This window comes from Streptomyces mesophilus (genome assembly GCF_011044995.1).
Taxonomy (GTDB): domain Bacteria; phylum Actinomycetota; class Actinomycetes; order Streptomycetales; family Streptomycetaceae; genus Streptomyces; species Streptomyces mesophilus.
This window is the reverse complement of the sequence record NZ_JAAKZW010000003.1, coordinates 16,078-40,074: the sequence shown is the minus strand read 5'-3', so window position 1 is coordinate 40,074 and position 23,997 is coordinate 16,078. Positions and strand designations below refer to the sequence as shown.

Sequence of the window (23,997 nt, the reverse complement as noted above, 5' to 3'; positions counted from 1 at the left end):
CGTACAGCCTGAGCGATGTCCCTCGAGCATCACTAGCGTGCGGCCGGGGGCGTGGTCCACTGATCCACTGATCCACTGGCGTCTCGCACACCACGGTCCGGTCGTTCCCCACGGTACGGATCCGATCCCCGCCCCCTGGAACACGCTGAGACACGCGGAGGCGCGAGCAGCGCCCGAGCACGAAGGAGCGGGCGGGAGCGCGGAGCGCTCCAGTTCTCGTTTTCGGAAGGCGGAGCCTTCCCCTGCTCCGGAGCGCGGAGCGCTCCTCAAAGGGCACCGCGGAGCGGTGCTGTGATGGCTGATCCGTCGCGTAGCGACGGCGCTGCGAGTCTGCGGAGCGGACCGCGCGCCGGGTCATGTTATTTACCAGAGCCTACGGAGCCGGCCATGGGCTCGACGGATATCGCGCGGCGGACCTGCTCCATGCGGACGGGCATCGGCTCCCACCCCCGCTGTCCGGCCATCACCCAGTTCAGGGCTCTCATGCCGCGCGCGAACGCCTGCGTCAGGCCCTGAGCCCGCAAGGTGATGCCCGGCGGCCCCGCCTTGGTGGGCACCAAGGTCACCCACAGCCCGGGCTCGCCCCCCTCCAGAGAACTGGATTCGATCAACGCCTTTCGGACCGTGAGCCACTGCCGCACGGCCACCCACGCCCCCTCCCCCATTGCGTACCACTCGACTTCGGGCAGAGGTGCGAGCGCGTCCCGGGCCGAGACGATGCGGCGATACGTGGCCTCGGAGACCCGACGGTGCTGCCCCCACAGCACGGATCGCACGGTCGACGGTGAAACACCGGCCACCTCGGCGATCTCCTCCGCTCGGTTCGGCGATGCCTTCTGCTGCCGGCGGCGCACCGCCACGGCCCGCTCCTCGGGTGCCAGATCGGAGAGCCGAAGCGCCGCGAGTTCGCCGGAGCGGGGTGCGGCATGGAGGAGGATCGCCACCATCGCAAGCAGACGTGCCCGGTCCTCGTACGAGAGCCTGATGCCGTCTCGTTCGAGTGGCCCTTTCGCCGCCAGATCTGCCAGCCGTCTGTACAGCGTGGCCAAGGGTTCCGTACGTACCGGTGTCTTGAGTTCGGGCTGCTGCACCGACGGCAGCCAGACCTCCCGGCGAGCGGGCGCGGCCAGAGGGGCAAGAATCTTCAGACAATCCCGCACGATACGCAGCGTCGCCAGGGGCAGTACCGGATCACGCCCTGCCTCCGGTGCGAGCGTTCTCAGCTCCCCCGTCTGTGCAAGCTCCCAGAACCTTCGCAGCGCACGCGCCGTGAAAAGCTCCGCTGCCGACCGGCGCGCCCGGGCCGGAAACTCACTGTGCTCCAAGGCGCGGTCCCACATGGCGACCACCATCCACAACTGCCGGGCCCGAGCTCGGGAGACCTTCGTCGGCAGCCCCAACGTGCCTGCGATCGGCTTGCGGTCCTCCCAGGCCACAGGGTCCTTCGGCGCCACCCTCTCCACCACCTCGGCCAACTGCCGCACAGCCACTGCCTTGTACCGATGCACACTCACGATGCACACCCACCCCTTCGGTACCGTTGACCCCGACCGCCGAACCACACAGCGGCGGGCAGGGTCATGTTATTTACGAGGGCTCAATCGTGTGACCGTTCGCGTGATCCTGACGAGACCCGCGCAGCCGCGGGCCGTCGGACCCGGTGCTCGGTCCGGCACTCCATGGCCGGATCCCGCTCTGCGGGTAGCTGATACGGCCGGCAGCGCGCGGATCGTGATCCGGCAGCATCCATCGCGCTCCGAGTTTCATGAGTGCAGCGTTTGCGCTCCGATGATCGACAGCGCCATTTGCCGGCCAGCGGACGGTATCGGTCATGGATGCGGACACCGGGTGCGGCCCAGGTCGGACGCCGCCGTAGACTCCCCGGGGTCCGTCGCCCAGCGCGCCGGCCACCAGCATGTGAACCAAGGAATGGAAACCGCAGTGAACGCCAGCACCGATGCGCCGATCTACGAGGAGCTCGTCAAGGAGCTCGGAGACGTCCCCGGCGACGTACGGTCGGCCGCCGAGGAGGAGCTGAACAGGCTTCAGGACGACTTCGGCCTCGAGCGCCCCCGCAGGGCGTAGCAGCTCGACGCCACCGCTCCCCCCGCCCCCTCAGGTGGGGAAGGAAAAGTAGAGCGCGTCGCTGTAGAAGGACGCGAAATGCTGCTGCCAGTCGGTGCGAATCGAGACCAGCCAGTCGTCGTTCTCCCCGGCGATCGCTGCCTCGGCCTGGGCGACGGCGTCGGGAATGTCCTCGGCCACCAGACGCCGCACGCTCGCTGCCGGATCGTCTCCCGTCATCGAGACGATCTCCCCGGTCTCCAGGACGAAGTACTTCGCCTCCTGCTTGTCGAGGTGGGCTGTGGTCCGGGCGACGCAGTCCGCGAACTCGGCGTCGTCCCCCAGGCCCTCGCCGACAGTGTGCAGGAGATCGCGGAGCAAGGAAGCCCCGCCGGCGTAGTCCGCGGCGATGCCGATCGGTGGGTTCCAGATCATGGACGGGACGATCGTCGTTCCGCGCCCCGCCATGAGCTTGTGCGCGAGCGGGATGTCCCAGTTGTGCTCGGATATGCAGCGAATCCGCTGAGGGAGCTCTGCCTCGTTCGGCATCGAGTCGGCGGCGTAAAGATACGAACGATTAGCCATGGCGGCGACGCTAACACCGGGCGCTGACAAGCCCGTGACCGCACCCCTTGCGCCCACGCTGACCCACACCTCACAGCCTGATGAAGGCCTCAAGAGGAAAGGTCTCACGGGGAAAATGCCCGCGCGCATACGGCAGGGCCCATGCCACGATGCTGCTGCTCGGCCAAAGGGCAGGGCAGGGGCTTCGGGGGCGCGGCATGGGACTTGACTACAGCTACGAGATCTTCGTGCCCGCGCGGAACGTCGCCACCGCGCTGACCACGCTCACCGAGCTGGCACCGCCCGAGCGCCACGTACCGCCGCTCTCCCTCACGTTGCCCGGCGGCATCGGACTCGAGGTCCCTTACACCTCGCAGTTCAAGAGCGATCCGGTCGACTGCTCCACTGCCGCCACGCTCCAACTCGACACCAGCATCATGGTCGCCCCCGACGACGCCGTCCTTGAGGATCGTGGCGGCCGCCCCACCGAACCCGACGAGCTCGGCCGCATTCAGGTCGGCTACGTCTACCTGACGGTCACGTTCGCGTCGCAATTCCACCCGGGATACGCCTCACTGAACTTCTGCGCGGCCACCTCCTCCATGAGCCGGATGTTCGAGCGCTCCCCCAACATGCGCGCCGTGTTCACCGACCTGACCGCCGCCGGCGGTGGGGTGTGCTGCCTGCTGGACACCGAATCCGACCACTTCACCATCTGCTGGCTGAACGGCCGACCCGTCCATGACACGGTCCCCGGCCCCCGGTTCCCGGACGACCGCGCCCTGGCCGACACCTGGCCGGACCCGCACCCGTAGCCTGCGTAGCGTGGATCAGGAAGAGGGGGACGGCGCCGTGGAGTTGAAGACCGTGGGGATGTACCGGGAGATGTACGGGGGCCGGCACGACCATCTGCCGTCGTTCTACGACTCGGTGGCCACGGAGGAACTGCCCGACCGGGACGCCGTGTTGAGTTACCTGCGCCGCGGGCCCGGTGTCTTCGACGTGATGACCGCCGAGCCGCACTTCTTCGAGGAGGACCGGCACATCCCCGGCGGTCCCTCGCTGCATTCGGACGGAGTGTGGCTGTGGCGCGTGGACTCCATCGAGTATCTGACGCAGCAGCCGCTGGTGATCCCGGTCGAGTTCGTCGCGCATGTGCGGGCTGCGGGGTATGAGCCTCCGGCATCCGTTGAGTGGACGGATGAGTTGAGCGCAGCCGTGGATGCGTATTTCTGAGGAGCGTGCGCGCAGCTGCCGCTTCCGGGTGGGGATCTCCGGGGATTACGTGGCCTGCTCCAGCGCGATCCGGAAGTCCGCCGCACTCCGGAAGCCGATCTCCGGGCGTTCCCGCAGTGCCTGATCGATGACATCCGCGAGCGGCACCGGAACACCGGGATCGCGTCGGCGAATGGGTACGGCCGGCTCCTGCAGGACGACCTGCCAGGGGTCCTTCCCCGGAGGGAACTCGCGGGGTGTCTTCCCGGTGAGCGCGTGGTAGAGGCAGGCGGCGAGAGCCCAGACGTCCACCGCGGGCGGCGCCTTGCGGAAGTTGACGACCTGCCGGCGTGGCATGAACATCGGCTTGCCCGCCGTGGCACCGGTCCGGGTGAGGCCGCTGAGGCCGGCCTGGTCGAAGGCCTTGCCGATGCCGAAGTCCGCGATCTTCGCCGTCATGGAGCCGTCCAGCAGAATGTTGGACGGCGTGAGATCGCGGTGGATGACGCCCTGTTCATGAGCGTGCTCCAGTCCGCGCAGGGCCTGGAGGGCCAGTGGGACGGCCGCGTCTGCGGGGAGGCGGCCGCCGCGTTTGGCCAGGAGGTGGTCGAGGCTGCCGCCGGTGCAGTACTCGGTGGTCAGATAGAAGGTGCCGCCTGCGAAGCCCGCGTCGTGCAGCGCCACCACATGCGGATGGCGCAGCGCCCGGGTCAGCCCCACCTCGCGCAGGAAGCGGGCCCGGGCCGTGGCGTTCGCCGCGACCTTGGGCAGCATCACCTTGAGCGCCACCTGCTCGCCGGTCGACTCGTGCCGCGCCAGATACACCGCGCCCATTCCGCCTCGGCCGAGCTCGCGCAGCACCGTGTATCCGTGGATGGCCTTCAGGTCGGCGCGCCCGCCCTTCGCCTGCTCGAGCAGCTGCCTCAGCACGGCGGCGGGTTCCGACTGGCAGACGGCGCACAGCACTTCGCCGTCCCGGCCGGCGCCGCCCACCTCGCGGCCGCATCGGGCACAGGCCCCCAGGACCCGGGTGGACTGCGCTTGCGTGACACCGACACGCAGCACGGTCTCGCCGATACGGATCTCGTCGCCGTCGGCCAGATCGTGTTCGGGGTAGGAGTCGCCCGCGGCCTCGGCGGGGGTGAGCCCTTCACGGCGTTGGCCGATCTTCTCGCCGTTCACGTAGGTCCCGTTGAGGCTGCCGAAGTCACGTATGCGGATGTCGGGCGGGTTGATGTCGATGAGGCAATGGTGGCGGGAGACGGTGCGATGGTGCTCGTCGTTCGGCAGCTGCGGCGAGCAGTCGGCGGCGCGGCCGATGACGCAGGTGGCGCGGCCGTCGTAGACGTACTCGGCCGGATCGAGCCGTCCCTTGACGACCGTGAGCTTGACGGTGGCGGGTGGCGGCGTCATCAGGGCTGCTCCGTTACGAAGGTCAGTGCCTGGCCCGCGGCGTCCGCACGGACCAGCGCTCCGTCGGGGATGTCGCCGCTCAGGAGGGCGCGGGCCAGGGGCTGGACGAGAAGGCGGTCGACGGACTGTTCCAGGAAGCGTGCGCCGGCCCGGCGGTCGCTGCCGTGGCGCAAAAGCAGGGCACGGGCCGCGGGGGTGAGGGTCAGGGTGACGGCGCGGGCGGCCAGGCGCGTGTGGACGCGCTCGAGGATCTTGTCGAGCACGGGTTCCAGATCGGCGCCGGACAGCGGGGAGAACACGACGATCCGGGCGATCCGGCCCAGGAGTTCGGGACGCAGGTGCCGGCGCAGGGCGTCGAGAACCGGCCGGTGCGCGGGGTCCTCGTGACCGGGTCCGTCGGCGCGCGGGCCGCCCCCGTCTGCGGGCGCGCCCGTTCCGGCCGGGGACGCGACGGCGACCGGCGGCGGCCCCGCGAATCCGAAGCCGCCCGTCGGCCGCGCGGCCACCCCTGTGCCCAGATTCGACGTAAGGATCACGACCGCCTCGGAGAACGGCACCCGCCGCCCGCGCGCATCCGTCAACCGACCCTCGTCGCAGATCTGCAGCAGTACGTCCAGGACTTCCGGATGCGCCTTCTCCACCTCGTCGAAGAGCACCACGCTGTGCGGATGGTCCCGGAGCGGACCGCTCAGCTGTCCCTCGCGGTCATGCCCGACGTATCCCGGTGGCGCACCGAGCAGCCGTGAAACGGCGTGCCGTTCCTTGTACTCGGACAGGTCGATACGCACCAGCCGCCGCTCGTCGGCGAAGAGGAACTCAGCGAGTGCCTTGGCCAGTTCCGTCTTCCCCGTGCCGGTCGGCCCCGCGAAGAGCAGCACCCCCACAGGTCGCCGCGCATCGCCGAGACCCGACCGGCCGGTGCGCACCGCCTCGGCCACGGCCCGTACGGCCTCGTCCTGCCCGACCACGCGGCGGCGCAGATGCTCCTCCATCGCGAGCAGCCGGTCCGCCTCCGCACGCGCCACCTGGTGCAGCGGCAGCCTGGCCCGTTCGGCGACGACCGCCGCCACCTCGTCCCGGCCGATCGGCTGCGCCGGCTCCGGCTCGGCGTCCGGACTCAGCGTGCGGATACGGGCCGCCGCGCACGCCTGGTCAAGGGCGTCGATGGCCTTGTCCGGCAGTCGCTGATCGGGCAGATGACGGATGGCCAGATCCACGGCCGCCTCCACCGCCTCCGGCTCGATCCGTACGCCGTGGTGCGCGGCGAACGATGCGGCAACGCCGTTGAGTATCGCCACCGCCTCGTCCCGGTCGGGCTCGTCGACCCAGACGACCTCGAAGCGACGCTGCAGCGCCGGATCGTCCTCGATGTCGCGGCGGTATTCGCCGGGCGTCGTGGCCCCGATGCACCGCAACTCGCCCCGGGCCAGCGCGGGTTTGAGGACGTTGGCGGCGTCGCTCGCCCCGCGTCCTCCGGCCCGCAGGACGGTGTGCAGCTCGTCGATGAAGAGGATCACGTCCGGCGCGTCCCGCGCCTCGGCCAGGACTGCTTGCATCCGCGCCTCGAACTCGCCGCGGTATTGCGCGCCCGCCAGCAGCGCCGACATGGACAGCTCCACGATCCGCGCCCCGGCCAGCTCGGCGGGGGCGCCGGGCGACACGAGCCGCTGGGCGAGGCCTTCGACGATGCCGGTCTTGCCGGTGCCTGCGTGGCCGACGAGAACTGCGTTCGCCTTGCGCTGTCGGATGAGGATGCGGGCGAGGGTACGCAGCTCGGTGCCGCGGCCGATGAGCCTGGGCAGCTTGCCGGCCCGGGCCAGGGCGCTCAAGTCGCGTCCGTAGAGGTCGAGATGCGGGGTGTCGGGCACCTCGGGGAAGAACGCCGCGCTGGCGTTGCTGATCCCGTACGTCTTGAGGACGTGACGGCCCACGGGCGTGAGTTCGTCGAGCACGGCTTGCAGCAGATGCACGGCGCCGGCCTTCTCCGGGCCCGCCAGTTCCGTGGCTCGGCGCAAGGCCCGGCGGGTGGCGCGGCTCAGCGGGCGCTCGCCCGCGCCGGGTCCGCCCTCGACGACCAGTGCCTCGCGCAGACTCCGGCGCAGCCTGCGGGGACTGATCCCGGCGCGGGCGAAGGACTCCATGACGCGCTGCGCATCGGCCTCGATCGACTCCCGTACCGCCGGCTCCTGCTGACCGCGCGCGAGGATCGCCGCCAGATCAGGACGGCACAACGTGCCTATCCCCACCAGCAGGTGGTCCGGCTCGACCTCGCGCGCCCGGCCGGAACGCGCCTCGACGAGCGCCCGGCCCAGCACGAACAGCACACTGTCGGCGTAGGCGGAGTCCCCGCCCATGCCGCCGCTCATGGCGCACCTCCATCTGCCGCGACCAACGGATCCTCATCCCCCATCCCGAACGCGACCATCGGGCCCCGCCCCCGTCCCGCACCATTCACACACGCCAACGCCGCCCGCTGAACATCACTTTGCGGCCGTCAGCTCCCAGTCCAGCTCCCACAACCGCACGCTGCCGTCCTCGCTGCCCGACAGCAGGTAGCGGTCGTCCGGTGTCAGCGCCAGGCCGTTGACCTGCCCCGTATGACCTTCCAGGGTCCGGATGTGCCGTCCCGTGGCGATCTCCCAGATCCGCACATCGCCTTCCTCGTCCCCCGAGAACGCGAACAGCCCGTCCGAGCTGAGCCGCACCGTCCATACCACGTCCTCGTCGTCCCGCTCCTTGCTCAGGCCCCGCACGAACGCTCCGGTCGTCGCGTCGGTCACCCACAGCGTCCAGTCCCCGTGATGCCCGGAGCTCAGCACGATCCGGCCGTCGGCGCTCAGGCACACCGACGTCACCCAGACACCTGGGTGCGGGGCGGTCACTTCCGTCCCGGACTCCATGTCCCAGATGTGCAGCGTGCCGTCGAAGCCGGCGGACACCGCACGCCGCGCATCGGCGCTGAGCCACACGCTGTTGGACTGACCGCCCGGCAGCGTCCGTATCAAATCGCCGGCCGCCAGGTCCCACAGCCGCAACTCGCCGTCCAGGCAAGCCGTCAGGACCAACCCGTCCGCACTCACCGACGCCGTTCCGCGATCCCCCGTCGCCCCCGTACCGCGACGGCCCCGCAGGCCGTCGCTCGGATCCGTGTTCAGCACTACGGGCCAGTGGCCGTGCGGAGCCGACCGCATGACGATCCGCCGATTCCCGCTGGCCACCACCCGACGCCCGTCCGACAGGAGCGCGACCGTGCCCGTGCCGTCGTCCTTCCAGGCCGCGAGCTGCACCCCGGTCGTCGTGTCCCACAGCCGGACCTGCCCGCCGCCCGACGCACACACCTTCACACCGTCCGGGGAGATCGCCACCGACCCCACCGACTGGATGTCCGTCAGCTCCCATGCCGCACGCACCGACCGCACCCCGGAGCGCACCGTCTTGGTGCCGAGGACCCGCCACAGTTCCATCGCCCGCGGATCACTGGCGTGCCCGGGCACGGCCCTGGCGCGCTGCACCAAATCCACCGCCACCGAAGTCCGGCCTGCGGCAAGGGCCTTCTCGGCGCCGGCCAGGAGGGCGGCACTCCAGCGTCCGTGGCGGTCGAGGTCGGCCTGGCGCCGGGGCCTGCCGAGCACCGGGGTGGCGGTGAACGTGCCCGGGGGGTCCCACTGCAGCCACCGCGCGTCGTCCAGGTCCATGATCGTCGCCTCGCGGTCGCCGAGTCGCAGCCGCAGTTCCCCGAAGCGGGTGTTGTGGCCTTCGAAGGTGCGCAGACAGCGGCCTCGGTCCAGATCCCACAGGCGTACGCGGCTCTCGTCCTCGACCCCGGAAAGCGCGTAACGGCCGTCCGGGCTGAGGGCGAGCGTCGTGACCGTCCAGCCGGGGGCGGTCATCGTGGCAATCTCACGGCCCTGGTCGATGTCCCACACCTTGAGCTCGTGTCGCCGTGGGCTGTTGATCGCGGCGACGACGGCACGTCGGCCGTCGCGGCTGAGGGCGACGGTGTCGACCTGATGACGGTGCTGCGGCATGGTCCACAGGAGGCTGCGTGAGGCGAGGTCCCAGGCCTGAACGACGCCGTCGCCGGTGAGGGTGAGGGCGCGGTCGTTGCTCACGTCGAATGCGGTGAAGCCGTCCTGCGAGGTGATGACGTAAGGCTGTCCGTCGGGGAAGTCCCAGGCGGTGAGGCGTTCGCCGGCCAGCGCCACGACGGTGCGGGCGTCGGGGGTCAGGCGCACCTCGCCGACCTGCGGCAGCCGCTTGACGCCGAGCCGGCGGTCCTCGGGCAGATCCCACTGCCGTACGACGCCGCCGGCATCGGCGGTGACGGCTCGGCGGGACGTGGCGTCGACGGCGACGATGTCCGTGTCGTGGCCGGTGAGGGTGCGGTGGGCTTCGCCGGTCGGCAGGTGCCAGAGCTGAACCTGGCCGCCGGGTCCGCCGGCCAGCGCCCAACTCCCGTCCGGGTACAGCCGCACGCGCCGGGGCCTGCCCGTCCAGATTTCCTTCCAGGGCAGCGGTTGGGAGCGGTCCGTGGTGCCCTGGCCGGCGCCGAGCGCGGAACGGAGCGCCGCGGCCTCCTCGGTACGGGGGCGGGCACGGTCCATTTCGTCCAGGAGCGGCTCGACGCTGCCGTGATCGCCGCGCTCCAGGTGGACCTGGGCCAGGAGATGGCGGGCCTGCCAGGCGTCGGTAGCGGTATCCGCACGCAGGCTTTCCAGTGCGGCGACGAATTCGTCGTCGAGCAGCTTGCCCTGCCGCCACTGATGCAGGCCCTGGTTGTACGTCGCGACAAGATGACGCGGGTCCGCGGCGAGCGCGGCCGCGAAGGCCTCCTCCGCGTCGGCGGAACGTCCGAGGTCGAGGAGCGACAGGGCACGGTTGTTCAGCTCGTCGGCGCGCAGATCGGCCCCGGCCGGTCGTGCACGGGGGTAGGGGGCACCGGTCATGTCCTCGTACAGGCCGGTCAGTACGTCCGCCACGTCCGCCAGCGAGGCCGGCCGGCGGGCGGGGTCCTGGCGCAGACAGCGGGCGAGGAGAGCCCCGATGCCGTACGGCATCGGCGGCCCGTCCTCGTTGTCGGCCCGGTACGCGGCCAGGGCCTCTCCCGCGGCGGGACCGGCCAGCCAGGTCACCTCGCCGGTGAACATCTCGAGGACCAGGACGCCGAAGCTGTACACATCGGTGCGGCGGCTGACGCGTTCGCCGGCGGCCTGTTCGGGCGAGGCGTAGGCGAGGGTGAGGCCGGCGTGGGTGACGAGGAGGGAGCCCTCGTCCTGCTCACCTCCGGGCTGGGTGCTCGCGGCGGTGCTCGCAAGGGCCCGGGCGAGACCGAAGTCGGTGACCTTGACCGTGTCGTCGAGGTCGACGAGTACGTTGCCGGGCTTGACGTCCTGGTGCACGAGACCGCGGCTGTGCGCGTAGTCGAGACCCCAGGCGACCTGGATGGCGAAGTCGGCGATACGGGCCAGGACTTCGGCGGGCCGGCCCTCGTGCAGCCGCCCGTCACCGATCCAGTCGGCAACGCTGCCGCCGCTGACGTACTCGGAGAAGACACGCGGTACGCCGTCGATCGTGCGCACGTAATGGCAGCCGCACACATGCGGATGCAGCCCGAGGGACACCCAGGTCTCGGCCTCGGCCACGAACCGGTCGAGGAAACCCGCACCGGCGAGCAGCTCCGGGCGGGGCGACTTCATGGCCAGCATGACGCCCCACTCGAGGTGCTTCACGCGGTGGACCAGGCCCATGCCTCCCTGCTCATGGACCATCCACACCTCGTACTGCCCGTCCACGACATACGGCTCCAGCCAACGCCCCTGCACCACAACTCCCCCGTGCCATCGCGTACTCCACTGGTGATCAACCCTGCCACCTGCACCGCTCGCAAGGCATCCACTCCGCGGAACCCGGCGTCCCCTCAGGCGCCCGGCACGCTCTCCTGTCCTGCGGTGTCCTCGGCGTTGGTGGCGTCCCGCACGGCAGCGGCATCCAGTACGGCCCGAACCGCCGCGCACAAGGCGTCGTCATCGCGGACCGCGCCCCATTGGTCATGGCGTACGGGACGTTCGTCCGTCTCGAGGAGGGTGTGCAGGACAGGTAGGGCCGGGGTGACGGACGCCGGGTCGACGGCGGCGACCTCGGCGAGGAGGTGCAGGGGGTCGAGGATGGTGGGGCGGGCGCTGCCGGGTGGCGGGCAGATGCCGACGAGGTCGATCAGAGCCTGGACGACCTGCTGGGGGTCGGAGGTGAGCTGCCACAGGCTCCGGACGGCCTTCATCGCGTCGAAGCGGTTGCCGTGCCTGATCCGCGCCCTGGCGGTGGCGGACAGCTGCCGCGCGACAGGTGCCGCGACGGGAGGACGCATGGCGGCGACCTCGGCGAAGAGCAGCAGGGCCTCTACACCGCCGGGGGTCGGGTAGACATCGGACGCGCTGCGCGCAGTCAACTCCTGCAGTCCGGGCAGCACTTCCTCCGGATCACCGGTGACCCGCCACAGCGCCCGGGCCCGTTCCACGGCGCCCTCCGGCGCATCGGACCAGCGGTCGGGCTTCCTGCTCAGCGCCTCGCGGAACAACTCGCGCAGTCCGTCTGCCGCCGAGACCCCGAGCGAACCGCCGAGAGTGACGCAGGCTCGGAGCAGGGTGGGCTCAGGCAGTTCGGGGCCGGGTTTCGGGAAGCCGCTGGGGTCGGTCGAGCGCAGCAGGGCGCGTACGGGCTCGTCGTCCCCGGTGAGGGCGTGGTACTCGAAAGGACTGATGGAGGCGAGGTCCGGGTACTCCGAGGCCGCGGGGTCCCTAAGTCGCCGGCGCAACCGGTCACGATGGGCGACGGCGACGGCACCGCGGTCCATCCGGAGCAGGGCGTGCGCGGCGGCCATCAACGTCTCGTCGTCATCGAGGAGTTCGATCAGCCGCGGGACGACCCGACCTGCGTCCCGGTGCCATCGGCGCAGGATCGAGTAGTACGAGTGCGGGTGCTGCGCCGAGGCCGCAAGGCGGGCCAGGAGCGGGTCGAGGAGTACGTCGGTGTGCGCGGCGAAGGGGGCGAGCGCCTCGGCGAGGCTCAGGTCGCCGGCTTTCCAACCTCGCTCGGTCGAACCGCCGTGGCCGCTGGTGAATTCTCCGCGGGCGGCGAGCAATTCAGCGAGGGAGGGCACGCAGCGGTCGTCGCCGATACGGCTCAGCGCCCAACTGGCGTGCTCCCGCACCGATGCGTGGGCCTCGTCCGCCGCGGCGAGGTGGGCGGCGATGCGGTCGGCCCACGGGTGCGCAGCCGCGCCGCACATGGCGAGCACCCGCAATGCGAACAGGCGGTTGTCCACATCTGTGTCGTCCACGAGCCCCGCCACGGCCGGCACGAGATCGGGTTCCGCGGAGCGCCAGCGGGACATCAGTGCGGCAGCGACCCTCAGGCCGCCCGCGCGCGTTGCCGCGTGGTCGTGTCCCAACAGCACGTGGGCGAGGGCGAGTCGTCCGGGGAGGTCCGCACCGAGCCGTCGGTCGGCTTCGGTGATGACGTCGATCCGCGTCGCGACGTACTGCGCGGGAAGATCGACAGAGGCTCCGGCGGAGGCAAGCAGTGCGTCGGTGGTGACGCGGGCGTAGCAAGGGTCGGTATGGCCGGGCAGCGCGCGGCGCAGCGCCTGAACGGCGTGAAGCCGGACGTCGTGGCGGACTTCGTCGTCCCACGCGATCCAGGCGTCGATGTCCTCGTCGAAGTCGGGCTCCTCGCCCTTGCCTTCGTCGGTCGTACGCGACCGCAGCCATGCCAGGGCCTCTTCGCGTTGCCGGACGGCGTAGCGGGCGAGCTCGCCGACGGCCAGCACGAAGCGTTCGGCCGGCCACAGGTCCGGTTCGTTCTCGAAGCGCGCCTGCAGGACGGGGATGAGGGTGTCCGCGTGGGCGCCCGACTGTGCGAGTGCGCGGACCGCTCCTGCGCGGATGAGGCCGTCCTCTTCGTCGAGCAGCGGCAGCAGCCCGTCGGCGGCGCGCTCCCAGGCGGGCGGCCACGCCGGGTCGACGGTCGGACGCCACTTGCCCTTGAGGAGCGGGGCGACCTCCGCGGTGGGGGTGGTGTTGCCGGTCTCGGCGATCTCGGCGATCGTCTGCAGGATGTCGGCGCGCACCGTCACGGCCGGATCCCGGGCGGCCTCGACGAGGAACGGCAGTATCTCGGCGGCCGCAGCCCGCACCGAACTGCCGTCGCCGACGGCCACGTAGTACAGACTCGTGCACATCTCGTCGGCCGTGTTGCGGTCGGCCGACCAGAGCTCATCCAGCACCTGTGGGCCGTACCGCTCGGTGCTGTAGGGATCGACCACCTTCGCCCAGTCGACCTGTGCGGCGAGCCGCGCCAGCCGTCGCACCTTCGCGTCCTGTGCGGACATGGCCCCGCTCGCCGCCCTTCGTCAGGTCTGCGGGGTCAGGCCCAGGCGGGGCAAGTTCAGAGAACGATTGCCCCTGCGCCCGTCCCATGCCTCGTAGACGAGCGCCTGCGGTCCCGTGATCCGCAGGCCGTCGCCCAACCCGGTCACGGTCATCGCCGCGAGTTCGCGGTACGCGGCCGAAGGCGACGGCCAGGGCAGCTCCGCCCACCAGTTGTGCCCGTAGACGGTGTCCTCAGGCGGCTTCCAGCCCGCATCGGCGATCAGCCTGCTGCCCGATTCCCCGGCGCGCAGTGCGGGGTCGAGGTGATGGTCGCCGACCAGTTCGGCCTCGACCGTGGTGTCACTCTGCAGGAACTGCGCGTACCTGCCTGTCTGCCCGGCCTCTCTGATGATCAGCACCGAACCGGAGGACAGCGACGCCAGCTCCTCGGCGAGAGCCTCGCCGAACCCGTCCCAACCCGTCACAGCAGCCCCTCTTCGTACGCGTCCATCTGCCGAAGTTCCTCGTCGAGGGCCAGCCGGTTGTTGGTCGCCAGCTCCAGGTACACCGCGCTTCCCGCTTTACGCAGTACCACGGTGGTGTCCGCACCGGCCCAGTGGATCTCGGCATCCGCACCCGGCCTGCGGTCCGTCGGCGCGCCCAGCGACGTGCCCAGCGCGGCGGCCATCCTCACGAACGCGTCCAGCGGCAGGTCCCATTCGACCGTGTAGTCGGTCAGGCGCAGCTGCACGCGCTCCACCAGCTGCCCGTCCTGCGCACTCCCCCTACGGGTGGCGGCGCGTGTGGTCCTCTTGAACCCGGTGTCGAGCAACTCCCAGCGCGGCCGGATCATCAGCGCCTGACGAGGGAACTGCGCCGACCGCCTCGCCATGGGCGTGCCGCCCAACTCCCATGTGCAGTCCAACGAGCGCAACCGCGCCGCGAATTCGACCACTTCGGCATCACTCAACGTCCGCCATTGCGTCATACGCCCCCAGAGGCACGGCACCCTCATCGGCCCGCCCCCTGCCCTCCTCACGCTCCACGCGGCCATGCCGCACCGGCTGACACTTCGCTGTTCGTCGAGGCACTTCCTCACGTGGAGGACAGAGGCCACACGAACCACGTGCAGGCCCTCGCGCCGAATGATCCGTCACAGATCGGGCCCTACAGGCTACTTGGTCGTCCGGAGGCCGGATTGGCCAGGCCACAACAAGGGCGGGAGGAGAGTCTCACTCAGGACATCAGCGCGGGTGGCTACGGGGAGCGCGCCATTGGCCAATCACCCGGTCCCGCAGTGGTTTTTGCCGTACTCCGACGACTCACCAAAACTTGACCCGAGCGACGACGGCGACACGCTCGGGGGCCTCGGGGGCGCCCACTGCGTAAGGACCGAAGACCACGACGTGCTGTGTACGGTCGAGCAGGTCCCACCAGCGGGCGGTCAACGGGACGGGCTTGGCGGCCTCCCACAGCACGAGGTCGTCGCGCCCCTCGTCGTCGACGCGGACGATCGCCTTCAACGCCCGGGCTCCGAGGCTGACCCGCACCTCCCACCTGGGGTCCATGACGGGCTCACGGTCCCCGTCCGAGTTGGGCAGGCCTACCTCGCGCAGGTGGGCCAGCCCTGCCCGGCCGGCCTCGTGTCCGAGCCCGAGCGCGGGCACCTGGGGACTGCCATCCTCCGCGGACGCCACGGTCACTTGATAGCGGGGTTCGCCGTCCCAGGCATCGCCGAAGTCGCTGTGATGAACGACGACAGGCCACTTGATGGTCCGCACGCGGAGCCCGTCCTCGAGCAGCCCGTACACCTGTGGGACCTCCATCGCCTCGACGGCCTCCCACACCGCCGAGGCGGCCGCGGAGTCGCCCCGGTCGGCGCGTGCGCGCCGGGCCAGGACGGCCCATCGCACGGTGGAGTCCCGCACCCTCCCGGCCTTGGGCAGGAACCCGAACACGCTCCCGGCGAGGGCGGCCACGGTAGGCCGGTGGTCCAGGGCCTCGACCGACCACATGATCTGGCAGTGGCGGCACCTGTCCCCCGCGGCTCCGACCACGCGGGCGGCGAGGTCGGTGTCCACGGTGTGGCCGCCGCTGTAGGGCTCACGGGTGAGGAAGGCCATGTTCGGCGACCCGTGCCGGTGGTCGCGGGCCGCAGTGCGGGCGTCGTCCAGGCGGCGCAGGGCCTCGGCGAAACCGATGCCGACGCAGTCGGCGAAGAGGCGAGCCTGACGGTGGCGCGCGACGGAGTTGTCCTTGGGCACGGTCCCCCGATCCGGGCGAGGCCCGCACGCTTCTCGCTCAACCTGGGCCGTAGGCGCCACTGAACCGCGTGGTCCGCCCCATCGGGAGCATGAACACCCCGATCCCGCCACGACCTTAATCCACGCGCGCACGTGGACGATAGCCGTCCGGCGGAGCCGGACAGTGCTTGCAAGTCGTCTCGACAAGGCCATGAAGAGCTGCCACACAGCAGTGAAAAGGCACCAAGTCCCGGTCATTTCCCGCAAGTTCGCGCGGCCCCGCGGGCAGGGCGGCGTACAGCGGAGGGTCCACAGATGAACGCCTACTCGTCCGCGAAGGCGTCCACATCTCCCGCACGTGCCGCGGTGAGTGGCTCCGTACAAACTGCCGGGACAGCGCTCGCGACGGTTGGTCGCTCGGGACGGTTCTGTGTCCGGGTGTGTGGGCGGTGCGGCGTCGGGTGGGGTCGGATTGCCGGTAGCGTGCAGTGTCCATGGCGTCGCATCAGGGGGCGCCGGAGTCTGGAGGCACCACCGCATGCTGATCGCTCAGCGCCCTTCGCTGACCGAAGAGGTCGTCGACGAGTTCCGTTCCCGGTTCGTGATCGAGCCCCTCGAGCCGGGCTTCGGCTACACGCTCGGCAATTCTCTGCGCCGTACGCTGCTGTCCTCGATCCCGGGCGCCGCGGTCACCAGCGTGCGTATCGAGGGCGTGCTGCACGAGTTCACCACCGTGCCGGGCGTCAAGGACGACGTCACCGACCTCATCTTGAACATCAAGCAGCTCGACCTGTCCTCCGAGCACGACGAACCGGTCGTGCTCTACCTGCGCAAGCAAGGCCCCGGCGTCGTCACCGCCGCGGACATCGCCCCGCCCGCCGGCGTCGAGGTCCACAACCTCGACCTGGTGCTCGCGACGCTGAACGGCAAGGGCAAGCTGGAGATGGAGCTGACCGTCGAGCGCGGTCGCGGCTATGTCTCCGCCGTGCAGAACAAGCAGGTCGGCCAGGAGATCGGCCGCATCCCGGTCGACTCCATCTACAGCCCGGTCCTCAAGGTCACCTACAAGGTCGAGGCGACCCGAGTCGAGCAGCGCACCGACTTCGACAAGCTCATCGTCGACATCGAGACCAAGCAGGCCATGCGCCCCCGCGACGCCATGGCATCCGCCGGCAAGACGCTCGTGGAACTGTTCGGTCTGGCGCGGGAGTTGAACATCGACGCCGAGGGCATCGACATGGGCCCCTCCCCCGTCGACACCGCCCTCGCCGCCGACCTCGCCCTGGCCATCGAGGAACTGGACCTCAGCGTCCGCTCCTACAACTGCCTCAAGCGCGAAGGCATCCACACCGTCGGCGAACTCGTCGCCCGCTCCGAAGCCGACCTCCTCGACGTACGCAACTTCGGTGCGAAGTCCATCGACGAGGTCAAGGCCAAGCTGGCCGGCATGGGCATGGGCCTCAAGGACAGCCCGCCCGGATTCGACCCCACCACCGCAGCCGACACCTACAACCCCGGCCCCGACACCTACGGCACCCACACCGACGACGCAGACACCGGTTTCATCGAAACCGAGCAGTACTAAATCAACCGAAGATCCGCCTGTGCGGACGGCCGTTCACCACACCGTCCGCACCCACCACCGCTGCGGGCACGAGCCGCCCGTGACCGAACGGCCCGCCCTGCTGGAACGACCTTCACCTCAAGCAGGGTGAGGCGTCTACCGGATCCGGTAGACGCCTCACCTGGTTACCTTGATGACGATCAAGGTCGTGGTACCGCGTCGTTGGGCAGGCCCGCGAGGATTGCCGCGACGGCCTGGCGAGGACGTCAGCTCGATCGGGAGCTGGTGACCCACGCGATCAGCCACCGCCTGCAGCGCGTTCTGCAAGGAACCCGCCTGAACCACCTCGGGATACAGCGGCACGTACTCGCGCAGGGGATCGTCCGGCGCTGCGTCGCCGGCAAGCTGCTCGGACATGGCTTCGAGCCTGCCAGGCCCACTTATCGACGGGACTCCCTCGCCCAGCGCGCATAGGGCTTGATCATCGCAAACTGTTGGAACGTGTCGAACCCGGCCGATATGTCCATGTTCCAAGAGTCGCTGTAATGCGCGTTCGTGATCATCGGGCGTTCCCGGCGCACGTCGTCCAACCGGTTCAGCACCGAATAGGACGTCCCGTCCAACTGGGCGAGGAACTGCCAGAACAGCGGTTTGCCCGACGCCTTCTCCAACTGCCTGGCAACACTCCTGTCCTCACCCTCCATCGACTCCACGTGGAAGAGCACAAGGACCGGCACCCGGGAGGTCTCATATTCCTTCCGCAGCACCTCCATCGCTCCGGCGACACTGCCGCCTTTGAACAACCCGTACTTCCGCACTGAACGGGCCAGCGGATTGCCGCTCTCCGTGATCTCGCCGAATACGGGGCTCCTCGCCAGGACTGCCCAGTCCGCGATCCACGTCTCAAGAGCGCCGCTCTGGATCGCAGGGAGACGGTGGCAGTCGGCCCCGTAGATCCAGACGTCCGGCAGGCTCGAATCCAAGGCCTCTGCGATGCGTACTGATCGACGCACCGTTCGCCGGATCCGCTCCCCCTCGAACGGATGCCGGTAATCCCCGGACAACACCAGGACGACCTTGGACTGCCCTTTCCTCAGACGGCAAGCCCGAGCCGCCAACCTCATCACTTGCGCCACCACGGTTCTCAAGACCGCGTATGGGGTCGACTCTGTTGAGAACCCGCCACCTTGGCCGGGGGAACGAATACGCAGAACTCGTTGCCTTCCGGATCGGCAACCACGATCCAGCGAAAGCCATGTTCGCTCTGCTCTCGAGAGATTCTCCGGGCACCAAGTAGTTGGAGGCGCTCGACCTCGGCGTCCAGGTCCTCGGTACCGAAGTCGAGGTCGAGGTGCATCCGGTTCTTGCCCTCCTTCGTCTCCGGGACCTGCTGCAGGAGAAGGGTGGGTGCGGAAGCTGGGCCGACCAAGCTCAGATAGGGCGGTCCAGCGAATCCGCGCCGGTAGTCCAGCGGGGCGAGCGCCGCAAGCCAGAATCCCGCCTGCGATTCGGTGTCACCACAGTCCAGCGTCACGACGATCTGCATGACGGAACGGTAGAAGACTCCGCCCCGCCGTGGCGATCGGATTTCGACAGCTCCAGCTTCGCCTCTGGAGTTCAACTCCCGCCACCGCGCCTGCTTCTGTGACCTTCTCCATCTGCGGCCACGGACGTCCACGCCTCAGGTCAGACCTGCTGTCCCGATCACTTCGGTGATGCGCTGACAGCAGTGGCGTACCGGATCTGCCTCGGGTGGGATCTGGCCCTGCGCGCGCATCCGGCGGGTGATGCCGAGGAGGGGGACGGCCAGGAGGAGGGCGGCTAGGACCTCGTTGTAGGGGAGGTGGCGGACCTGCAGGCCGGTCAGGTCCTCGTAGTGGCGGACGGTCTCCTCCCGTGTGGGGGTTCCTGCGGCCGGAGTTATCCCGCCCGCGGTGGTGTTCATCCAGTCGAGGAACAGCATCCAGGCGAGATCGCTCTCGGGGTCGCCGAGAAAGGCGACCTCCCAGTCGAGGACGGCGCGGACCTCGAAGTCCGCGGTCGGTGCGTAGAGGATGTTGCTCATACGGGCGTCGCCCCAGCAAAGCGTGATGCGCTCGGATGTGTAGCGGTGGGCCCTGAGCCAGGCCACGGCCTGCTCGAGTACCGGTTGCGGCTGTTCTCCCTCCTGCGAGAGTGCCCAATGCAGGCAGTGCTCGAGGTAGTTGATCTGCTGGTTCAGCTCCCCTTCGCCGTAGTCGGGCCGGGCCAGGAAGGACAGGCCGAGCTGTTGCCAGTCGAGCGCGTGCACCTCGGCGAGGGTCTCCACACAGCGCCGCCACATCGTCTTTCGGCCCTCGGGCGTCGCCTCGAAGTAGGTGCCGTGGACGTGGTAGGTCGGGAAGTCCGATGCGGTGACGCAGCCCGGGATCTCGTCCATCACGTAGAAGGGGCGGCCGATGACGCTCGGGTCCGGTTCCAGCCAGCGGGTTCCGGGGACGGGCAGCGGGGTGCCGGCGAGGGCCCGCATGACATCGAACTGCCGGGCCAGGTCGTAGTCGGGGAACAGAGGCGAAGCGGGCGGGCAGCGCAGCACGAGCCGTTCGGAGCTGCGCTCGCCGTTCTCCTGCCAGGTCAGGGTGAAGTGGCGGGTGTCGGTGGACATGCCGCGCTCGGCCGGCTGCGGTTCGGACACCGTGAGGATGTGCCGCTCGGGCAGCTGCTCGCGCAGCCAGTCGGCCAGGCGCTTCGTCAGCTCCGGGAGCGGCGGGAGCTCGGGTGTGTATGTCGTCATCGTCGCCGGCCCCTCACGCGCGTCCGGTGGCGGCCCGGAAGCCGTAGCGCGGGTAGTTTCCTACGCACACCATCTCGAGCAGGCCGTAGCCGACTTGGCCGTCGCACTCGACCTGACACAGGGTCTCGGTGAGCATGCTGACGCGTTCGCGTACGGCCGGGTCGGTGATGTCGGCGGTGAAGCCGTCGATGAAGGAGGGGCCCTTCCACATGCCGGACATGTAGTCGCGGTAGTGGTCGTAACCCGCGAGTCCCGGCCAGAAGTCGGTCATGGCGCGGAGGGATATCTCGCGGGTCGCGCCGTCCGCGGTGGCGACGCTCACGGCGCCGGAGTCGATCAGCCGAGTCCCGTCCCGGAAACGGAAGTCGTGCTCCACGGAGACCACCGGCTGCTGGTCCCCCGGTCCGCCGAGCGCGGGGTGCACACCGCCCTCGAAGTGGTACCGCTCGCCCGCCGAGGTCTCGCGCTGGGCGAAGTGGACGAGGTGGTCGCCGAAGTCGAGGATGCCCATGAAGTAGATGCCGCCGTCGCGGACTTCGGCGGGCTGGAGGAACGCGCCTTCGGGCACGCTGCCGCCCCCGCCCCCGCGCCGTACACCCCACGAGTGGTCGCGGCCCACCCGCCAGGTCGCGGGATCGATCTCGTACTCCTGGCCCCCAGCCTTGATCCAGCCGCTGAGCCGGCCGTTCTGGTAGAAGCGCCGGGCGTCCTCGAGGACTCGGCCGCGCGAGCGGAAGAAGGCCGGGGCCTGCTCGTAGGCGGGGAACGTGGCGTCGAAGTCCAGCTGGAAGCTGAGGTCGTGCTCGTTCTCCGCGAGTGAGGCGCGGATCTTGTGGAGGGGCTCGATGATTTCGTACGTGTAGGGGCCGACGGTGTTCGACGCCAGCACGCCGGTCTCGGGCCGCAGCTCGCCCGACACGCGGACGACGTGCGCGTTCTTGTCGCCGACGGTGACCATCCCGTACGCGTCCAGGATGTTCCGGTTGGGGTAACGGGCCATGCCTGTCATGAAGTTGACCCCCGAACCGGCCCCCTTCGAGGTGTCGAAGCCGTACAGGACGACGCGCTCCGTCCAGCGCAGATCGCTCTGCCCGACATGGTCGAAGGTGGTGGTGTTCTGGTGGCACAGCAGTTCGTCGTACTTGGTGAGCATCGCGACCTCCGGGTGACCGCGCCGACATCTGACTGTTCTCCGGCCGGCTCAACAAACTGAGACTCTGACTCAGTTGGGACACCGTATAGTCCTGACTATGCATCAGAAAGTCAACGAGGCAAGGGGCGTTGAACCCTCCGGCCTGCGCGAGCTGAAGAAGCAGAGACGGCGCGAGCGCATCGTGGCGGCGGCCACCGACCTGGTGCGCGAGCGCGGCATCGACGAGGTCACCGTGACCGACATCGCCGAAGTCGCCCAGGTCGGACGGGCCACGTTCTTCCGGCACTTCGACTCCAAGGAGTCGGCGGTGGTCATCGGCTTCTACGAGAACCGTCTCGCCGCGCTCCTGGCCGCGCTCGCCGAGCAGCCCGAGGACATCGACCCGCGCCGGGCCATGGCGGAAGCCATACGTACGCAGATACGCGGCTTCCAACAGAGCCCTGATCTACGGGAGTTCGATCTTCTCCAGGGCCGGATGGTCGCCGCCTCGCCATCCCTTCGCTCCCGCGGCCTGGAGTTCCAGGAGACCTACACCACCGCGCTCGCCCAGCTCCTCGCGCCCCGCTTCGGCCCGCTGGCGCCGACCGACCTGCGGCCGCGCTACCTGGCCGCGCATGCGCTGGCCGTCCTCCGTATCGCGGTCGAGCAATGGGTCGCCGAAGGCGGGACGGGAGATCTGCCCGCCATGGTGGAGAGCGGTCTCGAGTGGCTGGAAGGAGGAAGGTCGTGACGCGTCACCTGCCGGTCGACACCCAGCTGGTGGCCGCGCTCGGCGAGGAGGGCGTCGCCGCACGGCGGCTCAAGGAGCAGGGGTTCGACGGCGCCTTCACCTTCGAGGGCGGCCACGATGTGTTCTTCCCGCTCGTGACCGCCGCCCGGGAAGGCGTCGGGCTCGACCTGATGACCAACATCGCGGTGGCGCTGCCCCGTTCGCCGGTCCACCTCGCGCATGCGGCCTGGGATCTGCAGCAACTGTCCGGCGGCCGCTTCCGCCTGGGACTCGGAAGCCAGGTCAAGGCACATGTCACCCGCAGGTACGGCTCCCGGTTCGACCCGCCGGTCGGACGCATGCGGGAGTGGGTCCGCGCGACCAGGGCCGTGCTGGACTCCTGGGCAGGCGGCGAACCCCTGGCCTACGAGGGCACGTACACCAGCCACACCCTGATGCCACCGACCTTCCGGCCGGAGCCCTCGCCGCACCCCGTCCCGCCGGTGCTGCTCGCGGCGCTCGGCCCGCGGATGACCGCGGCCGCCGGGGAGGTGGCCGACGGACTCCTGGTGATGCCGTTCAACAGCGCACAGCACGTACGAGAGCGCACCCTGCCCGCTCTCGCCGAGGGCCTCGCGGCAGCGGGACGGCCTCGACTCGGTGCCGCGGGAGACACGTTCGAGGTGGTGGGCGAGGTCATCGTGGGGTGCGCACGGGACGAACGGGAGCTGGCTCAGGCGACGGCGGGGGTACGGCGACTGCTCGCGTTCTACGCGTCGACGCCTGCGTATCGGCCCGTGCTCAATGTCCACGGCTGGGGTGAACTCCAGCCGGAACTGCAGAAGTTGACCCGCGCCGGACGTTGGGATCAGCTGCCCGAAGCGATCGACGACACCATGCTCCACACGCTGGCCGCGGTCGGCTCACCCAAGGACGTGGCCGCCGAGATCCACGCGCGTTGGCAGGGCGTGGCCACCCGGCTGGCGTTCTACCAGCCGTACAGCGCTCAGCCCGACACCACGGGCGAGCTCTTGGCGGCGATCCGTGCGGGAGGTGGGTGACGTGGGTGACGTGGGTGACGTGACCGAAGTCCGCGTCGACGTCGACTCGACCGGCGTCGCCGTGATCACGCTCGACGGACCAACGCGCCTGAACGCGTTGTCCGGCTCCACCCTGCGTGCCCTGGGCGCCGCCTATCGCCGCTGCGACACCGACGACGCCGTACGGGCCGTCGTCCTCACCGGTGCCGGCCGTGCCTTCTGCGCCGGTGCCGACCTCTCCGCACAGGCGGGCGCCTTCGATGCGCCCAAGGGCGACTTCACCGCGTCTCCCGTGCAGCCGCCGGCCTGGCGCGTGCGCAAGCTGATGATCGCGGCGATGAACGGTCACGCGATCGGCATCGGGCTCACCGTCGCGCTGCAGTGCGACGTCAGGTTCGTCGCGGAGGACGCCAAACTGGCCGTGCCGCAGGTACGGCGCGGCATGATCGGCGACTGCCAGTCCCACTACACGCTGCGGCGTGCGGTCGGCCTCGCCGTCGCCGCCGAGCTGCTCCTTACCGGACGGACGCTGACCGGCCGGGAGGCCGCCGACCGCGGAATCGCCGGCCGCGCCCTGCCGGCCCCCGACGTGCTGCCCGCCGCACTGGCGCTCGCCCGCGATACGGCGGCCGAGGCCAACCCCGCTTCGGTCGCGCTCAGCAAACGGCTGCTGTGGTCGGACCTGGACGCCGACGCCGTCGAACGGGCAGAGACTCAGGCCCATCTCGCACTCCTCGGCACCGACGACGCCGCAGAGGGCGCCGCGGCCTGGCGGGAACGCCGGTCACCGCGGTGGAGCTCCAAAGCAGGTGACCACGTGGACCCCGCGTGAACCTCGCGCGGGGCCACGGGGCTTGGGGCACATGTCGGCTCCCACGCCACCGGTCGGACCC

At 70.0% G+C, this 23,997-nt stretch carries 21 protein-coding genes; 7 read left to right on the top strand and 14 right to left on the bottom strand.

Going from position 1 to position 23,997, the window contains the following annotated elements:
- Nucleotides 1-359: 359 nt before the first annotated feature.
- Nucleotides 360-1,514, bottom strand: a complete 1,155-nt coding sequence (locus G6045_RS01845; protein WP_165329950.1) for a helix-turn-helix domain-containing protein — start codon at nt 1,512-1,514, stop codon at nt 360-362.
- 427 nt (nt 1,515-1,941) lie between these two features.
- Here G6045_RS01845 and G6045_RS01840 point away from each other — a divergent pair, with 427 nt between their 5' ends.
- Nucleotides 1,942-2,085: a hypothetical protein gene (locus G6045_RS01840; RefSeq protein WP_165329922.1), complete on the top strand. Its 144-nt coding sequence runs from the start codon at nt 1,942-1,944 to the stop codon at nt 2,083-2,085.
- 30 nt (nt 2,086-2,115) lie between these two features.
- Here G6045_RS01840 and G6045_RS01835 read toward each other — a convergent pair whose 3' ends face one another.
- Nucleotides 2,116-2,649, bottom strand: coding sequence for a DUF7822 domain-containing protein (locus G6045_RS01835; protein ID WP_165329949.1), 534 nt, complete (start codon nt 2,647-2,649; stop codon nt 2,116-2,118).
- A 197-nt stretch (nt 2,650-2,846) separates the two neighbouring features.
- Here G6045_RS01835 and G6045_RS01830 point away from each other — a divergent pair, with 197 nt between their 5' ends.
- Both G6045_RS01830 and G6045_RS01825 read left to right on the top strand, forming a co-directional pair.
- Nucleotides 2,847-3,443, top strand: coding sequence for a hypothetical protein (locus G6045_RS01830; RefSeq protein ID WP_165329948.1), 597 nt, complete (start codon nt 2,847-2,849; stop codon nt 3,441-3,443).
- A gap of 10 nt (nt 3,444-3,453) precedes the next feature.
- Nucleotides 3,454-3,864: a hypothetical protein gene (locus G6045_RS01825; RefSeq protein WP_206343171.1), complete on the top strand. Its 411-nt coding sequence runs from the start codon at nt 3,454-3,456 to the stop codon at nt 3,862-3,864.
- A gap of 45 nt (nt 3,865-3,909) precedes the next feature.
- Here G6045_RS01825 and G6045_RS01820 read toward each other — a convergent pair whose 3' ends face one another.
- The 7 genes from G6045_RS01820 to G6045_RS01790 form a co-directional block, all read right to left on the bottom strand.
- On the bottom strand, nt 3,910-5,256 hold the full coding sequence (locus G6045_RS01820; protein WP_165329947.1) for a protein kinase domain-containing protein: 1,347 nt from the start codon (nt 5,254-5,256) through the stop codon (nt 3,910-3,912).
- A complete protein-coding gene (locus G6045_RS01815; RefSeq protein WP_165329946.1) occupies nt 5,256-7,622 on the bottom strand; it encodes an AAA family ATPase in 2,367 nt (788 codons plus the stop codon). Before G6045_RS01815 ends, G6045_RS01820 begins: the two co-directional genes overlap by 1 nt.
- Nucleotides 7,623-7,736: 114 nt before the next feature.
- Nucleotides 7,737-11,078 (bottom strand): WD40 repeat domain-containing serine/threonine protein kinase, encoded by a 3,342-nt coding sequence (locus tag G6045_RS01810; protein WP_165329945.1) that lies wholly within the window; start codon nt 11,076-11,078, stop codon nt 7,737-7,739.
- A 95-nt stretch (nt 11,079-11,173) separates the two neighbouring features.
- Nucleotides 11,174-13,642, bottom strand: coding sequence for a hypothetical protein (locus G6045_RS41125; RefSeq protein WP_235967425.1), 2,469 nt, complete (start codon nt 13,640-13,642; stop codon nt 11,174-11,176).
- Nucleotides 13,643-13,663: 21 nt separating this feature from the next.
- Nucleotides 13,664-14,107 carry a TY-Chap domain-containing protein gene (locus G6045_RS01800; RefSeq protein ID WP_165329944.1) on the bottom strand — a complete coding sequence of 148 codons (444 nt, stop codon included), beginning with the start codon at nt 14,105-14,107 and terminating at the stop codon, nt 13,664-13,666.
- A complete protein-coding gene (locus G6045_RS01795; RefSeq protein ID WP_235967423.1) occupies nt 14,104-14,592 on the bottom strand; it encodes a DUF6301 family protein in 489 nt (162 codons plus the stop codon). The genes G6045_RS01800 and G6045_RS01795 overlap by 4 nt, the downstream gene beginning before the upstream one ends.
- 352 nt (nt 14,593-14,944) lie before the next feature.
- Nucleotides 14,945-15,886, bottom strand: coding sequence for a hypothetical protein (locus G6045_RS01790; RefSeq protein ID WP_165329942.1), 942 nt, complete (start codon nt 15,884-15,886; stop codon nt 14,945-14,947).
- Between the two features lie 517 nt (nt 15,887-16,403).
- Here G6045_RS01790 and G6045_RS01785 point away from each other — a divergent pair.
- Nucleotides 16,404-17,450, top strand: a complete 1,047-nt coding sequence (locus G6045_RS01785) for a DNA-directed RNA polymerase subunit alpha (protein WP_165329941.1) — start codon at nt 16,404-16,406, stop codon at nt 17,448-17,450.
- Nucleotides 17,451-17,606: 156 nt separating this feature from the next.
- Here the strand turns inward: G6045_RS01785 and G6045_RS01780 are convergent, their stop codons facing one another.
- The 5 genes from G6045_RS01780 to G6045_RS01760 all read right to left on the bottom strand — a co-directional run bounded on the left by G6045_RS01780 (nt 17,607) and on the right by G6045_RS01760 (nt 21,355).
- Nucleotides 17,607-17,846, bottom strand: coding sequence for a hypothetical protein (locus G6045_RS01780; RefSeq protein ID WP_165329940.1), 240 nt, complete (start codon nt 17,844-17,846; stop codon nt 17,607-17,609).
- 23 nt (nt 17,847-17,869) lie between these two features.
- Nucleotides 17,870-18,568, bottom strand: a complete 699-nt coding sequence (locus tag G6045_RS01775) for a VWA domain-containing protein (RefSeq protein WP_328707628.1) — start codon at nt 18,566-18,568, stop codon at nt 17,870-17,872.
- A gap of 5 nt (nt 18,569-18,573) precedes the next feature.
- Nucleotides 18,574-18,975: a VOC family protein gene (locus tag G6045_RS01770; protein ID WP_165329938.1), complete on the bottom strand. Its 402-nt coding sequence runs from the start codon at nt 18,973-18,975 to the stop codon at nt 18,574-18,576.
- 135 nt (nt 18,976-19,110) lie between these two features.
- Entirely contained in the window at nt 19,111-20,202 is a 1,092-nt protein-coding gene (locus G6045_RS01765; RefSeq protein WP_165329937.1) for a phosphotransferase family protein, read from the bottom strand.
- Nucleotides 20,203-20,215: 13 nt separating this feature from the next.
- Nucleotides 20,216-21,355, bottom strand: a complete 1,140-nt coding sequence (locus tag G6045_RS01760) for a DUF7065 domain-containing protein (protein ID WP_165329936.1) — start codon at nt 21,353-21,355, stop codon at nt 20,216-20,218.
- Nucleotides 21,356-21,452: 97 nt separating this feature from the next.
- Between G6045_RS01760 and G6045_RS01755 the strand changes: the two genes are divergently transcribed.
- Genes G6045_RS01755 through G6045_RS01745 form a run of 3 tightly spaced genes read left to right on the top strand, consistent with a single transcriptional unit; the run spans nt 21,453 to nt 23,936 of the window.
- The gene (locus tag G6045_RS01755) at nt 21,453-22,085 is read left to right on the top strand and encodes a TetR/AcrR family transcriptional regulator (RefSeq protein WP_165329935.1); all 633 of its coding nucleotides are present in this window, start codon (nt 21,453-21,455) and stop codon (nt 22,083-22,085) included.
- Nucleotides 22,082-23,125, top strand: a complete 1,044-nt coding sequence (locus G6045_RS01750; protein WP_206343170.1) for a TIGR03617 family F420-dependent LLM class oxidoreductase — start codon at nt 22,082-22,084, stop codon at nt 23,123-23,125. The genes G6045_RS01755 and G6045_RS01750 overlap by 4 nt, the downstream gene beginning before the upstream one ends.
- A gap of 1 nt (nt 23,126) precedes the next feature.
- Entirely contained in the window at nt 23,127-23,936 is an 810-nt protein-coding gene (locus G6045_RS01745; RefSeq protein WP_328707622.1) for an enoyl-CoA hydratase/isomerase family protein, read from the top strand.
- The last annotated feature ends 61 nt before the right edge of the window (nt 23,937-23,997 follow it).